Annotated in this window: 13 protein-coding genes; 10 read left to right on the top strand and 3 right to left on the bottom strand. The window is 73.0% G+C overall.

Features of this window, described 5'->3' with window-relative positions; all coding sequences use genetic code 11:
- Positions 1-172: 172 nt before the first annotated feature.
- Positions 173-1,483 (bottom strand): serine hydroxymethyltransferase, encoded by a 1,311-nt coding sequence (glyA, locus tag AB0910_RS19205; RefSeq protein ID WP_366745807.1) that lies wholly within the window; start codon positions 1,481-1,483, stop codon positions 173-175.
- Positions 1,480-2,061: a hypothetical protein gene (locus tag AB0910_RS19210; protein WP_366745808.1), complete on the bottom strand. Its 582-nt coding sequence runs from the start codon at positions 2,059-2,061 to the stop codon at positions 1,480-1,482. Before AB0910_RS19210 ends, glyA begins: the two co-directional genes overlap by 4 nt.
- A 658-nt stretch (positions 2,062-2,719) precedes the next feature.
- Here AB0910_RS19210 and AB0910_RS19215 point away from each other — a divergent pair.
- The 10 genes from AB0910_RS19215 (at position 2,720) to AB0910_RS19260 (ending at position 13,576) form a co-directional block, all read left to right on the top strand.
- Positions 2,720-4,570, top strand: coding sequence for an MtaA/CmuA family methyltransferase (locus AB0910_RS19215; protein ID WP_366745809.1), 1,851 nt, complete (start codon positions 2,720-2,722; stop codon positions 4,568-4,570).
- A gap of 34 nt (positions 4,571-4,604) precedes the next feature.
- Positions 4,605-4,901 (top strand): zinc ribbon domain-containing protein, encoded by a 297-nt coding sequence (locus AB0910_RS19220; protein WP_366745810.1) that lies wholly within the window; start codon positions 4,605-4,607, stop codon positions 4,899-4,901.
- A 25-nt stretch (positions 4,902-4,926) separates the two neighbouring features.
- Positions 4,927-6,147, top strand: coding sequence for an imidazolonepropionase (hutI, locus tag AB0910_RS19225; RefSeq protein WP_366745811.1), 1,221 nt, complete (start codon positions 4,927-4,929; stop codon positions 6,145-6,147).
- Between the two features lie 241 nt (positions 6,148-6,388).
- Complete coding sequence (locus AB0910_RS19230) at positions 6,389-7,309, top strand: methylenetetrahydrofolate reductase (RefSeq protein WP_366745812.1); 921 nt, start codon at positions 6,389-6,391, stop codon at positions 7,307-7,309.
- Positions 7,310-7,542: 233 nt separating this feature from the next.
- Positions 7,543-8,778, top strand: a complete 1,236-nt coding sequence (locus tag AB0910_RS19235; protein WP_366745813.1) for an aminotransferase class V-fold PLP-dependent enzyme — start codon at positions 7,543-7,545, stop codon at positions 8,776-8,778.
- Between the two features lie 46 nt (positions 8,779-8,824).
- Positions 8,825-9,778, top strand: a complete 954-nt coding sequence (locus AB0910_RS19240) for a CoA ester lyase (RefSeq protein ID WP_366745814.1) — start codon at positions 8,825-8,827, stop codon at positions 9,776-9,778.
- Between the two features lie 7 nt (positions 9,779-9,785).
- Positions 9,786-10,961, top strand: a complete 1,176-nt coding sequence (locus tag AB0910_RS19245; protein ID WP_366745815.1) for a malate--CoA ligase subunit beta — start codon at positions 9,786-9,788, stop codon at positions 10,959-10,961.
- A gap of 13 nt (positions 10,962-10,974) precedes the next feature.
- Positions 10,975-11,886, top strand: a complete 912-nt coding sequence (sucD, locus tag AB0910_RS19250; RefSeq protein ID WP_366745816.1) for a succinate--CoA ligase subunit alpha — start codon at positions 10,975-10,977, stop codon at positions 11,884-11,886.
- 8 nt (positions 11,887-11,894) lie between these two features.
- Entirely contained in the window at positions 11,895-12,908 is a 1,014-nt protein-coding gene (locus tag AB0910_RS19255; protein ID WP_366745817.1) for a D-glycerate dehydrogenase, read from the top strand.
- Positions 12,909-12,955: 47 nt separating this feature from the next.
- A complete protein-coding gene (locus tag AB0910_RS19260; RefSeq protein WP_366745818.1) occupies positions 12,956-13,576 on the top strand; it encodes a cyclodeaminase/cyclohydrolase family protein in 621 nt (206 codons plus the stop codon).
- On the opposite strand, the gene folP is transcribed toward AB0910_RS19260, so the two are convergent.
- Positions 13,542-14,471 carry a dihydropteroate synthase gene (gene folP, locus AB0910_RS19265; RefSeq protein WP_366745819.1) on the bottom strand — a complete coding sequence of 310 codons (930 nt, stop codon included), beginning with the start codon at positions 14,469-14,471 and terminating at the stop codon, positions 13,542-13,544. The two genes, AB0910_RS19260 and folP, sit on opposite strands and share 35 nt — an antisense overlap.
- Between the last annotated feature and the right edge of the window lie 121 nt (positions 14,472-14,592).

Below are 14,592 nucleotides of genomic sequence, written 5' to 3' on the forward strand. Positions count from 1 at the left end.
AGCGGCAGCTCGACTCGGCCACCATCCTCCACCTCACCTGGGACGACAACAGGCCACAGCCCACCGAACCCCACCTCTCCCGCGAACTGCGCGCCCTGACAGCCGAGTCCGCCGCCGAGTGAGCGCGGCGGGCCACGGGCTCACGGCCGCTCGGCGCCCGGCGGACGGGTGCTCACGGCCGGTCGGCGCCCAGGTCGGCGCCCAGCGACGGGTAGAGGGGGCGGCGGTCGGCGAGCGCGGCGGCCCGGGCCCGCAGCCGATCGAGCGCGGCGCCGTCCAGGTCGGGTACGAGCGCCTCGGCGACGATGTCGGCGGCCTCGGCGAAGTCCACGGCGGTGAAGCCGCGGGCGGCCAGGGCGGGCGTGCCGATCCGCAGCCCCGACGTGACCATGGGCGGGCGCGGGTCGAAGGGCACGGCGTTGCGGTTGACGGTGATGCCCACGGAGTGCAGCCGGTCCTCGGCCTGCCTGCCGTCCAGGCGCGACTCCACCAGGTCGACCAGGACCAGGTGCACGTCGGTGCCCCCGGTCAGCACGCGCGCCCCGTGCTCGCGGCAGTCGGCGCGGCCGAGGCGCTCGGCCAGTATCCCGGCCCCTTCGAGCACCAGCCGCTGGCGCTGCGCGAACTCGGCGCGGCCCGCGAGCGACAGGGCCACGGCCTTCGCCGCGACGACATGGGCGAGCGGCCCGCCCTGCTGGCCGGGGAAGACCGCGGAGTCGACCTTCCTGGCCAGCCCCGCGCCGCACAGGATCAGCCCGCCCCGCGGCCCGCCGAGTGTCTTGTGCGTGGTGGTGGTGACGACGTCCGCGTACGGCACGGGGTTCGGGTGCAGGCCCGCCGCGACGAGCCCGGCGAAGTGCGCCATGTCGACCAGCAGCCGCGCGCCGGTGGCGTCGGCGATCCGGCGGAAGGCAGGGAAGTCCAGGTGGCGCGGGTAGGCGGACCACCCGGCGACGATCAGCTTCGGCCGGTGCTCGCGCGCCAGCCGTTCGACCTCCGCCATGTCGACGCGCCCCGACTCCTTGTCGACGTGGTACGCGACCACGTTGTACAGCTTTCCGGAGAAGTTGATCCGCATCCCGTGGGTGAGGTGGCCGCCGTGGGCGAGGTCGAGGCCGAGGAGGGTGTCGCCCGGGGTGAGCAGCGCTGCCATGGCGGCGGCGTTGGCCTGCGCGCCGGAGTGCGGCTGGACGTTGGCGTGCTCGGCGCCGAACAGCGCCTTCGCCCGGTCGATCGCCAACTGCTCGATCACGTCGACGTGTTCGCAGCCGCCGTAGTAGCGCTTGCCCGGGTAGCCCTCGGCGTACTTGTTGGTCAGGACGGAGCCCTGCGCCTGGAGGACCGCGAGGGGCGCGAAGTTCTCCGACGCGATCATCTCCAACGTGCCGCGCTGCCTGCGCAGTTCGGCCTCGATGGCGGCAGCGGTCTCCGGATCGGCCTCGGCGAGGCCGGTGTCGATGGCGGAGCGGTGAGTGGACGTCACGGTGTCTCCTGTGGCCGTCGGGGGGCGTCGCCCCGCGCTTCCGTGGCCGCCGCTTCCCCGGCGGCCGGGGTGCCGGCGGCATCGGCGTGCCCCGCGGCGGGCGCGGGGTCGCGGAACTTGTCGGCGGCGCCGGCCAGCAGGGTCCAGGTCGTGGAGACGGACCGCGCGACCTGGCCGATGGTCCGCAGCCGCCACGGGTCGAGTGCGGAGGCGAGTTCGCTGCTCTCCCGCATACAGAGCTGGGTGGCCTCCACCAGGTCGGCGGAGGGGCGTTCGAAGTCGTCGAGGCTCTGCCACAGCCGGCGCAGCGCGCGCAGCCGCTTGCGCTGCTCGGTGAGGGAGCGCAGGAGGTACTTCAGCGACTCCCGGTCGGACTCCGAGAGCCCCTCCATCTCCGAGCACGACCTGACGATGCTGGCGCGCCCCTTCGCGGCGGCGTCCAGATCGTGCAGGGCGGCGTACGCGTCGGTACGCAGCGCGCTCAGTGTGCCCGGGGGCGCCGTGGGCGGCGGTGCGGCCCCGCGTCCGCCCGCGACGGGCACCTGATCTGCGTGTATGAGCGCTGTGCTGGACGTCACCACCGTCACCTCGCTTACCTGGCATGTGCGTCGCCGTGGAGCTGCCGCTCTGCCGTGCCGCGGTCCGAGGCAGGGCATCCCGGGAGCGGTATATCTTCCGTGAGCGTACGATTGTTTCCTGGAGATGTCCAGCAGTGCCGCATGGGAAAAAGACCGTAAGAATGCTGTGTACCAGCTGAGTTACCGACGTCCTGTGCCGTGTGTTCCGCCGGTTGCGGCGGTGGCTCTCCGGTGATTTCTTACGTGGGCCAGAGGTATGGAGGCCGCCGCCCGACCGCGGGTCGCCCTCCCCGTGTCCCGCAGGAGGGGCGGCTGGAGAGAGTCCTGTAAGGACTATTGCCAAAATCACCCGCGGACGTGAGGATTCCCATGGGCGAACCTATGAGGGTCTCGCCGGCATGAAGGGGAGCGCACGGCCTGCTGCCTGGCGCCGGACCCTCCCCTTCGCCCCACGTCATGAATGGTGCGGTGGAGGGCGGAGCATGCTGCTCGGACCTCCGCGATCCCGGAAGCGGGTGCCACCCGCAGCACTGGGACATGCCGTTCACGTCACCTTCTGCGGGCGAGCGGACATCCGTGACCGATGCGGGGCCGGCGCATTCACAGGCGGCGGCCCGGTGGCGGTACCGGGCCGGCCGCACGAAGGGAAGGAAAGGTCATGCCCGATCAGATGACGGGCCGGGAGCGGATCTTCGCGGCTGTGACGATGTCGGAGCTGCCGGATCAGGTACCGGTCGTGCCGCTGCTGATGACCCGCGGTATCCGCGAGGGCGGGATCACCGTCGACAAGGCGCTGCGCGACGGAGAGGCCCAGGCGCACGCGAAGATGAAGGCGGTGGAGAAGTTCGGCGGCGACGTGATGGTCGTCGGCACCGACCTGTTCACCCCCGTGGAGTGCGTGACCGGCTGCGAGCTCGACTATCTGCCGTACGCCCAGCCGTCGTTGGTGAAGCACCCGACGCCGGACCGGGAGACGTTCCACCGGTTCAAGGAGTCCTACGGCAGGACCGGCTTCAACGACGACTGGGGCCGGCTGCCCGAGCTGCGCCGCGAGGCGCGCACGTATGTGGACGCGGGCGTGAAGTCGACGCGCGCGCTCGTCACACCGGTCGGCGGTCCGATCACCACGGCGCAGCTGATGACCGGTTCGAGCGAGTTCCTCACGTACATCTCGGAGGATCCGGACTATGCGAAGGAGGTCATCGAACTGGCCCTGGACGTCGTGAAGAACGTCTGCCGGAACATGTACGAGGCGGGCCTCGACGCGTGCAACATCCTGGACCCGTTCTGCTCAAGCGACATCCTGCCGCCCGAGGTCTACCGGGAGTTCGGCCTGCCCTACCAGAAGCGCCTCTTCCAGTACATCAAGGAGACCTTCGGGGCACCGGCGTTCACCCACACCTGCACCTTCACCCAGCCGATCTGGCGGGACATCGCCGACAACGGCTGCGCAAACTTCAACGGCGACATGTATCCGGGCATGGACCACGCGAAGCGGGTGATCGGCGGGGAGATCTCGCTGATGGGCACCCTCAGCCCGTTCTCCACGCTCATGCACGGCACGCCCGACGAGGTCGCCGCCGAGGTGAAGAAGCTGGCGGCCGAGGTCGGCTACAACGGCGGCTTCGTCTGCATGCCGGGCTGCGACATCGACTGGACCGTGCCGGAGGAGAACCTGCACGCGATGATCGACACCTGCGCCTCCATCAAGTACCCCATGGACGTCCAGGCGCTCGGCGACCTCTCGGAGGTGTACCTGCCGGGCCACCCCAAGCACGCCTCGACCCGCGCCAACACCACGGAGTCCGACGACGCGGTGGCCGCGGGCAAGTCCCGGCAGGCCGCGCCCGAGGGGAGCACCGACGAGGTCAACGAGAAGCTCGTCGAGGCCATCATGGACTACGACGGCGACAAGGCCATCGAGTGGACCAAGATCGGCCTCGAACGCGGCATGAGCCCCCAGGAGGTCGTCTTCGAGGGCCTGTCGCTCGGCATGAAGATCGTCGGCGACATGTACGAGCGCAACGAGCGCTTCGTGACCGACATGCTCAAGGCGGCCAAGACCATGGACAAGGCCATGCCGATCCTGACGCCGCTGCTTGAGGCGACCGGCTCCGCCGACGGGCCCACCGGCACCGTCGTCGTCGGCCTGGTGCGCGGCAACACCCAGGACATCGGCAAGAACCTGGTCTGCCTGATGCTCAAGGCCAACGGCTTCAAGGTCATCGACCTGGGCAAGAACGTCAAGCCCGAGCAGTTCGTGCAGGCCGCAGAGGACAACGGCGCCGTCGCCATCGGCATGTCGGTGATGACCAACTCCTCCACCGTCTACGTGGAGAAGACCGTCGAACTCCTCGCCAAGCAGGGCGCGCGCGACAAGTACCTCCTGATGACCGGCGGGGCCGCGATCAACCGGGGCAACGCCGAGCAGATGGGCACGCGGTACGGCTCCGACGCCAACGCGGCCGTGGCCCTGGTCAAGGAGCACCTCACGGGTGCCGCGGCCTGAGCGGCCGCCCACCGCGACAGGAGAGGGGGCGGCGATGCCGCGCTACGACTACCGGTGTGCCGACTGCGGCGCCGTCCGCGAGGTGCGGGCGGCCGTCGACGAGGCCGACTCGCTCGAACTGGTCTGCCTCGGATGCGGCGGTCCGATGGCGAAGGTCTTCACCACGGCCTTCACCGCGGTCGGCCTCGGCCGGGCCCCGGCGCCGCCTCCCTCTGCACAGTCCCCGAAACCGGCGGCGGGGCACACCTGCTCCCACGGGGCCGTCAGGCTCACGGCCGCCAACCCGTTCGCGAAGGCGCTGCCGTCCCCGGGGAGCCCGGGGGAGCGGTGATCGGGCGCCGGCAGAGGAGTTCACCATGTCCCCAGCCCTGGCCGTCGTGGACGCCGAGGTCGCCACCATGGCATCCGCCACCGGAAACCCGAGCGGCGCTGACGGCGCCGGTTACGGTCTGATCCACGACGCGGCCCTCGTCCTCGACGGGGGCCGCGTCGCCTGGGTCGGGCCGCGCGGCGAGCTGCCGCGCGCCTGGGCGTCGGCCGAGCCGTACTCGGCGGGCGGCCGGCTGGTCACCCCCGGCCTCGTCGAGTGCCACACCCATCTGCTGTTCGCCGGCGACCGCCGCGAGGAGTTCGGTGCCGCCGCGCGCGGCGAGCCGGTGCCTGCGGGCGGCGGCGTGCACCGCACCGTCGCCGCGACCTGGGAGGCGTCCGAGGACGACATCCTCGCCGCGGCCCTGCGCCGGGCCCGCTGGCTGGTCCGCCAGGGCGTCACCACGCTGGAGGTGAAGACGGGCTACGGGCTCGAACCCGGCGCCGAGCTGCGGCTGCTGCGGATCGCGGAGCGGCTCCGCGCCGCCCTGCCCGTCCGCACGCTGATCACGCTGCTGGCGGGCCACGCCTATCCGGCGGGCGCCGACCGGGAGGAGTACGTCCTGCGGGTGTGCGACGAACTCCTGCCCGCCGCCATCGAGTCGGGGGTGCCCGACTTCGTCGAGGTCTACTGCGAGGACGCCGACGGCATCTCCATGGAGGACGCGAGCACCATCCTGGAGACCGCCTACCGCAGGAAGGTCCCCACCCGGCTGTCGGCCGACCGCCTCAGCGACAGCGCGGGCGGCGCGCTCGCGCCCGCCTTCTACGCGAAGGCGGCCGCGCACCTCGTCCACACCGACGACATCGCGGTCACGGCGATCGGCCGCGCGGGCACCACCGCCGTGCTCCTGCCGGGGGCCGCGCTCGGTCCCGGCGCCGACGACCGGCGCCCCCCGGTCGGCCTGCTGCGCACCCACGGGGTGCCGATGGCGGTCTCCACCGGCTGCAACCCCGGCACCTCGCCGCTCGCCGACCCCCGGGCCGCCGCCCATCTCGGCGTCTCCCTCTTCGGGTTGGAGCTGCCCGAGGCGCTGCACGGCATCACCTCGACCGCGGCGCGTGCGCTCGCGCTTGCGGACGGCACCGGGACGCTCGCTCCCGGCGCCCCGGCCGACCTCGCGGTCTGGGACGCCGCGCATCCGGCGGAACTCCTCCTCTGGATGGGCGCGCCGCTCTGCCACGAGGTGTGGGCCGCCGGAGTGTAAATCTAACGCTCACGTAAGAAATATATCCGTGACGATCGATCAAATCCCAAGCTCAGAGCCTATGCAGCTTTCGAATCAGCTGGGATTTTCCCGCACGCAGGGTATTGAAAAAATAGTACGTACGCGTCAGGATTGTGGTGGGCGATCGGTTCCGTCGCCGCCGCGAGTCCGACCGCAGTGACGCGCCTGACCCCGCGACGCGGCGACTCCGCTCCACGCCCGGCCCCTGGGAGACCCTTCCGTGGCAGCCGAACACCGTGACGCAGCCGCCGTTTCCGCGGCCGTCTCCTCGCTCATGACCGACTTCAGCCTCGAAGTCACGCCGCGTGAGGTTCGCAAAGAACCCGGCGTGCTCGCCGAGGTCCTGCCGCCCGGAACCCGGGTGTACACGACCTTCCTGCCCGACACCCCCTTCGCCGACACCCTCGCCGCGGCCGAGGCGATCATCGCCCAGGGCATGCGCCCCGTGCCCCACCTGGCCGCGCGCAACGTCGCCGACCTCGCGGAACTCGACGCCATCGCCGGGCAGCTCGCGCAGTCCGGCGTGCGGGAGGTGCTGGTCATCGCCGGCTCGCTCGGCACGCCGCGCGGCTCCGTCACCGACTCGATGGAGGTCCTGCGCTCCGGCATCCTCGCCCGGCACGGCATCGACCGCGTCGGGGTGGCGGGACACCCGGAGGGCAACAGCGACATCGGCGAGCGCGGCCTCGCCGAGGCGCTGCGCCGCAAGAACGCGTACGCGGCCGACAGCGGCAGCGACGTCTACCTGCTCACGCAGTTCTGCTTCGCCCCCGGGCCGATCATCGACTGGGAGCAGAGCATCCGGCGGGCCGGCAACAAACTCCCCGTCCACGTCGGCCTGCCGGGGGTGACCTCCCCGGTCCGCCTCCTCAAGTACGGGGTCGCCTGCGGCGTCGGGGCCTCCCTGAAGGTCCTGCGCAAGCAGAGCGGCGGCGTGCTCAAGCTGGCCACCACCCCCGTCTACTACCCGCAGGAGACCCTCGCCGGCATCGCAGAGGCGCGCGCCGACGACCCGGACAGCCTGCTGACGGCCGTCCACTTCTTCCCCTTCGGCTCCCTGCGGCCCACGGCCGCCTGGGCCCGCGAGACCGGCCGCACCCCGGCCGGCGCCGACACCGCGGCCCCCGGCGCCTCCCGGTAGGCCCGGCGCGACCCCCCGTACGACCCGGCGGCCCGCCCCTGCGAGGGGGCGGGCCGACCGGTCCCGGCCGACGGCACGGCCCCACCGTTCGCACCGTGCGCCCCACCGGACACGATCCGGCCCCCGGCCCCCCGAACGATCGCCCCACGACTCCCTGTGCCCTTCCGACCGCCGGTGTCGTGCGCCGCCCGAGCGCGGCCCCCTCTCGACCCGGCAGACCTGGAGACGAAGCCGTGCGTACTGGCCCGACCCATCTGTTCATCCCCGGCCCGACCAACGTCCCCGAGCCCGTACGCCGGGCCATGAACGTACCGATGCAGGACCACCGGGCCCCCGACTTCCCGGAGTTGACCCTGCCGCTGTTCGAGGACCTGAAGCGGGTTTTCGCCAACGAGTCGGGGCGGGTCCTCCTCTACCCCTCCTCCGGCACCGGCGCGTGGGAGGCCGCCATCTCCAACACGCTCAGCCCCGGCGACCGGGTGCTGATGTCACGCTTCGGCCAGTTCTCGCACCTGTGGGCCGACATGGCGCGCCGCCTCGGGCTCGACGTGGTGTGTGTGGACGCCGCGTGGGGCGAGGGCGTGCCGGTCGGCGAGTACCGGCGGCTGCTGGCCGGCGACCCGTCAGTGAAGGCGGTCTTCGTCACCCACAACGAGACGGCGACCGGGGTCACTTCGGACGTGGCGGCCGTCCGCGCCGCGATGGACGAGACCGGGTCGGGTGCGCTCCTGTTCGTCGACGGCGTCTCCTCCGTCGCCTCCATCGACTTCCGGCAGGAGGAGTGGGGCGTCGACCTGGCGGTGACCGGCTCCCAGAAGGGGCTGATGCTCCCCGCGGGCCTGTCCATGCTGAGCGTCAGCCCCAAGGCGCTCGAAGCCGCCGAGTCCTCGACCATGGCGCGCTGCTACTTCAGCTTCGAGGACCAGATCAAGGCCAACGACGCCGGGTTCTTCCCCTACACCCCGCCCACCCCGCTGCTGCACGGGCTGCGCGCCTCCCTCGACCTGCTGTTCGCCGAGGGGCTCCCGCAGGTCTTCGCCCGCCACCACCGCCTCGCCGAAGGGGTGCGCAAGGCCGTCGCCGCCTGGGGGCTCGACCTGTGCGCCGCCGCGCCCACCTGGCACTCCGACACCGTCTCCGCGGTGCGCGTCCCCGCGGGCGTGGACGGCGCCGAGGTGGTCCGCATCGGCTACGAGCGCTACCGCACCTCGTTCGGCGGCGGCCTCTCCAAGGTCGCGGGGAAGGTCTTCCGCATCGGCCACCTCGGCGACCTGAACGAGGTGATGTGCCTGGCGGCCCTCGCCGCTGCCGAGATGGCCCTGGCCGACGCGGGCGCCCGCGTCGAACCGGGGTCGGGCGTCGCGGCCGCCCAGGCCCACTACCGCGAGACGGCCGGCGCGGGCCCGGCCGCAGAGGGCGGCGCCGCACACCCGCCCCTCGCCCCAGAACTCACCGCCGCCCGCGGGTGAGCGAGCCCTCCGTACGGCATCCGACAGCGATCGAGGAGGACCCCCGATGAGCCACACCCTGAACCCCACCCGCGTCCCCAGGCTCCAGCGCAGCGAACTCGCGGTGCCGGGATCCAACCCGGCGTTCATCGCGAACGCCGCAGACAGCGAAGCCGACTACGTCTTCCTCGACCTGGAGGACGCCGTCGCCCCCTCGGAGAAGGAGCAGGCGCGCGAGAACGTCATCGACGCCCTGCGGGACATCGACTGGGCGGCACGCGGCAAGACCGTCTCCGTGCGGATCAACGGCCTCGACACCCCGTACATGTACCGCGACGTCATCGAGGTCATGGAGCAGGCAGGCGACCGGGTGCACACCCTGCTGGTCCCCAAGGTGGGCGTGCCCGCCGACCTGTACTGCGTGGAGGCCCTCGTCGACCAGGTCGAGCAGGCCCACGGGCACCGCAACCGCGTCGGCCTCGAAGCGCTCATCGAGACGGCGCTCGGCATGGCCAACGTCGAGGCGATCGCGGCCGGCAGCGACCGCCTCGAAGCCCTGCACTTCGGCGTCGCCGACTACGCCGCGAGCAACCGGGCGAGGACCGTCAGCATCGGCGGGCTCAACCCCGGCTACCCGGGCGACCAGTGGCACTTCGCGCTCTCCCGCATGATCGTCGCCTGCCGCGCCTACGGACTGCGCGCCGTCGACGGCCCGTTCGGCGACTACTCCGACCCGGACGGCTTCCGGGCCGGGGCGCTGCGCGCCGCCTCGCTCGGCGCCGAGGGCAAGTGGGCCATCCACCCCAGCCAGGTGGCCCTGGCCAACGAGGTGTTCAGCCCGCCCGAGGCCGAGGTGGAGCGCGCACGGCGCATCGTCGAGGAGCTGCGCAAGGCCGAGGCCGAGGGCCGGGGCGCCGCCTCGCTCGACGGGCGGATGATCGACGCCGCCTCCGAGCGCATGGCGCGCACCGTCCTGCTGATGGACGAGGCCATCAGGGCCACCGCGAAGCAGAGGACGTGAGGCGGCCATGGACATCCACGAGTACCAGGCCAAGGAGATCCTCGCCCGCTTCGGCATCCCGGTGCCGCGCGGCGGCCTCGCCTACAGCCCCGAGCAGGCGTCCTACCGCACCAGGGAACTGGGCGGCGCCGCCTGGGTGGTGAAGGCCCAGGTGCACACCGGCGGGCGCGGCGAGGCGGGCGGCGTGCGGCTGTGCAGGTCGGACCGCGAGGCGTACGACGCCGCCGACGCTCTGTTCGGCCGGCGCCTCGTCACCCGCCAGTCGGCCCCTGCGGGCAAGCCCGTCTACCGGGTCTACGTCGAGGAGGCCACCGACATCGCGCGCGAGCTCTACTTCGCGATCGTGCTGGACCGGGGCGCCGAGCGGCTCAAGGTGGTCGCCTCCGCCGAGGGCGGCACCGAGATCGAGGAGATCGCCGCCGAGCGGCCCGGCTCGCTCACCGGCGCCTCCATCGAACAGGCCGTGGGCTTCCTGGAGTTCCAGGCCCGCGAGCTGGCCTTCGCGCTCGGCCTGCCCGCCGAGCAGATCGCCCGTGCCGCCGGGGTCTTCCTCTCGGCCTACCGGGCGTTTCGCGAACTCGACGCGACCCTGCTGGAGATCAACCCGCTCGCCGTCACCACCGAGGGCGAGCTCGTCGCCCTGGACGCCAAGGTGTCCTTCGACGACAACGCCCTCTTCCGCCACCCCGACATCTCCGAACTGCGCGACCGCAGCCAGGAGGACGCGCGGGAGAGCCACGCCGCCGACCGCGGCCTCGCCTACGTCGGCCTCGACGGTGACATCGGCTGCATGATCAACGGCGCGGGCCTCGCGATGGCGACGCTCGACATGATCGAACTCGCCGGCGGCCGGCCGGCCAACTTCCTCGACATCGGCGGCGGCGCCTCCCCCGAGCGGGTGCTCAAGGCGTTCCGCGCCGTCCTGCGCGACGACAACGTCAAGGTGCTCCTCGTCAACATCTTCGCGGGCATCAACCGCTGCGACTGGGTGGCGCGGGGCATCGTGGACGCCTTCAAGGAGATCGACGTGCCGGTGCCCGTCGTCGTCAGGCTCGCCGGGACGCATGTCGACGAGGGGCAGCGGATCCTGCGCGAGTCCGGTCTGCCGATCCACAGCGCCGACTCCCTGAAGGCGGCCGCCGCCGAGGCGGTCGCCCGGGTCCCGGCGCCCGCCGCGAGCTGAGGTAAGGACGGACATGGCCATTCTGCTCACCGAAGAGACCCCCGTCCTGGTGCAGGGCATCACCGGCCGCATCGGGCGCTTCCACACCGAGGAGATGATCCGCTACGGCACCCGCGTCGTCGGCGGCGTCACCCCGGGCCGCGGCGGCACCGAGGTGCTCGGCCGCCCCGTGTTCGACACGGTCAAGGCCGCCGTCGCCGCCACCGGCGCCACGGCCTCGATCGTCTTCGTGCCCCCGCCGTTCGCCGCCGACGCCGTCATGGAGGCCGCGGACGCCGGGATCCGCTACTGCGTGTGCGTCACGGACGGCATACCGACCCAGGACATGATCCGCGTCAAGCGCTACATGCGGCGCTACCGCGCCGCCGACCGGATGCGGCTGACCGGCCCCAACTGCGCGGGGACCATCACCCCGGGGCGCGCCATGCTCGGCATCATGCCGGGGCACGTCTTCCTGCCCGGCAGGGTCGGCGTCGTCGGCCGCAGCGGCACGCTGGGTTACGAGGCGGCGGCGCAGCTCAAGGACCTGGGCATCGGGGTGTCGACCTCCGTCGGCATCGGCGGCGACCCGGTCAACGGGTCCTCGTTCAAAGACGTGCTCGAACTCTTCGAGGACGACCAGGACACCGATGCCGTCGTCATGATCGGCGAGATCGGCGGACCCCAGGAGGCCGAGGCCGCGGCCTTCGTGCGGGAGCGGATGACGAAGCCCGTCGTCGCGTACATCGCGGGCCTCGCCGCCCCCAAGGGCCGCACCATGGGCCACGCGGGGGCGATCGTCTCGGCGGTCGGCGAGTCCGCGCAGGAGAAGGTCGAGATCCTCACCGGCGCCGGGGTGACCGTGGCGCCCGACCCGTCCAGCATGGGGGAGACGGTGGCCGCCGTGCTGGCAGCCACGGGCGGCGCACTCCCGGCGGCACGATGAGCGGCGCGATGAGCGACGGGGGGAGCGGCGGGGTGAGCGGTGCGCCCGGCACCCCGGGGCCCCGCCCGGTCGTCGTCGTCACCCGCCGCTGGCCCGCCGCCGTGGAGAGCGAACTCACAGAGCGCTACCCGGGCGTCCGGCTGAACGAGACGGACGAACCGCTCGGCACCGAGGGCCTGCGCGCGGCGCTGCGCGAGGCCGACGTCCTGCTGCCCACCGTCTCCGACCGGCTGTCGGCCGACCTGTTCGGCACCGACGTACGGACCCGCTTCATCGGCAACTTCGGGGTCGGGTTCAGCAACATCGACACCGAGGCCGCCCGCCGGCACGGCATCACCGTCACCAACACCCCCGGCGTGCTGACCGACACCACGGCCGACACGGCGATGCTGCTGATCCTCATGGCCGCGCGGCGGGCCGCGGAGGGCGAACGCGAGGCCAGGTCGGGCCGGTGGACGGGGTGGCGGCCCACCCACCTGCTCGGCACGGACGTCACCGGCGCGACCCTCGGCATCCTCGGCATGGGCCGGATCGGCCGGGCCGTCGCGCACCGCGCGCACTTCGGCTTCGGCATGTCCGTCGTCCACTACGACGCAGGACCGCCCGCCGACCCCGGCATCCCCGGGGCCCGGCGGCTGGCGAGCGCCCGAGAGGTGCTGCGCACCGCGGACTTCGTCTCGCTGCACGTCCCCGGCGGCCCCGAGAACACCCACCTCGTCGGCGCCGAGGGCCTGGCGGCGATGAAGCCCACCGCGTTCCTCATCAACACGGCGCGCGGCGAGGTGGTCGACCAGCGGGCGCTGGCCGCCGCACTGCGCGCGGGCACCCTCGCGGGCGCCGGGCTCGACGTGTACGAGGACGAGCCGCATGTCCCCGAGGAGCTGCGGCAGTTGGACAACGTCGTCCTGCTGCCGCACCTCGGCAGCGCCACGATGGGGACCCGTACGGCGATGGGACGGCTCGTGCTGGACAACCTCAGCGCGTACCTCGAAGGCAGGGAGCCCCCGTGCCGCGTGGTGTGAGCGCCCCGCCCCAGGCCCAAAAACCCACCGTCAGAACAGGACCTCGCATGCGCGACCAGAAGATCGGCGCCTATCTCGACCACCTCGCGGCCCGCGTCCCGGCCCCCGGCGGCGGGGCGGTCGCCGCGCTGCACGCGGCCCAGGCGGCCGGACTCCTCGCCATGGTCGCCCGCTACACCGAGGGCGGGAAGTACGCGGAGCACGCGGCCACCGTCCGGCGCGCGCTCGACCGGGCGGAACGCCTGCGGCACGAGGCGCTCCGCCTGGCCGAGCTGGACGCCGAGGCCTTCGGCGGGGTGGCCGACGCCTACCGGCTGCCCCACGCCACGCAGGAGGAGAAGGCGGAGCGCTCCGCGACCATCGCCGCCGCGCTGCTCGCCGCCGCGGGACCCCCGGCGGCCGTCATCGCCGCGGCCGACGAACTCATCTCCGTGGCGGAGGAGTTGGCACCCGTCGGCAACCGCAACGTCATCACCGACGTCGCCGCGGCCGCCGACGCGGCGCGGGCCGCCGCCACCACCGCGCGCGTCAACGTCGAGGTCAACCTCACCGGGGTGCGCGACGTGCGGGAGCGCGCCAGGCTGCGTGCGGCGGCCGACTCGGTCGCCGCGCTCACCGCACGTGCGGACGGCGTCAGTTCGGCCGTACGGGCGATGATCGCGCGGTGAGCGTCCCGGCCGGCGGACAGCCGTCCGCCGGCCGGGGCGCGTCCGGCGGGCCTGCGGCCCGGATGGCCGCCACGGCGCGCGCCGCGTCGACGGCCGCGCGCACCGCGTGCACCCGCACGCCCCAGGCCCCGGCGAGCGCGGCATAGGCCGTCACGGCAGTGGTGGCGTCCTCCCGCTGGGCGACGGGGCGCGGCCTGCCGTCCCGCCCGGCCAGCAGCGCGCCGAGGAACGACTTGCGCGACGCCCCGACGAGCACAGGGAAGCCCAGGGCGCAGAGCCGGTCGAGGTGGGCGAGGAGCAGCCAGTCGTGCTCGGGCGTCTTGGCGAAGCCGAGGCCGGGGTCGAGGACGAGGGCGTCCGCGGGGACCCCGGCGGCGAGCGCGGCGTCCACCCGCCGGGAGAGCTCGTCCACCACCTGCCCCACCACGTCGTGGTACACGGCCAGTCGGCGCATGGTGGCGCTGGTGCCGCGCGAGTGCATCAGGATCCAGGGGCAGCCCGCGTCCCGTACGACCCGGGACATGGCGGGGTCGGCCCGCCCGCCGGAGACGTCGTTGACGGCGACGGCCCCGGCGCGCAGGGCCGCCTCGGCGACCCGGGCCCGGGTCGTGTCGACGCTGGTCCTGATCCCGGAAGCGGCGAGCAGCCCGACCACGGGCACGACCCGCGCCAGCTCCTCGTCCGCGGGGACCCGCCCGGCGCCAGGACGGGTGGACTCCCCGCCGACGTCGACGAGGTCGGCCCCCTCGGCCCGCAGGCGGGCACCCCGCGCGGCGGCGGCGCCCGGGCCGTCCCACCGCCCGCCGTCGCTGAACGAGTCGGGGGTGACGTTGAGGATGCCCAGCACGCGCATCCGGTCGGCCCGCGGCCGGGCGGTGAACGCGCTCTCGCTCATGCGTCAGGTGCTCCTGAGGGGACGGCAACCGAGGGAATTACCGTACGAGCACGTCAGATTTTCTACAAGAGTCGCGTCGGGAAACCGTCTCAGCTGCATGCGGATGTGCAGCAATATGCCC

It is taken from the genome of Streptomyces sp. NPDC047002, from assembly GCF_040704505.1.
GTDB lineage: Bacteria > Actinomycetota > Actinomycetes > Streptomycetales > Streptomycetaceae > Streptomyces.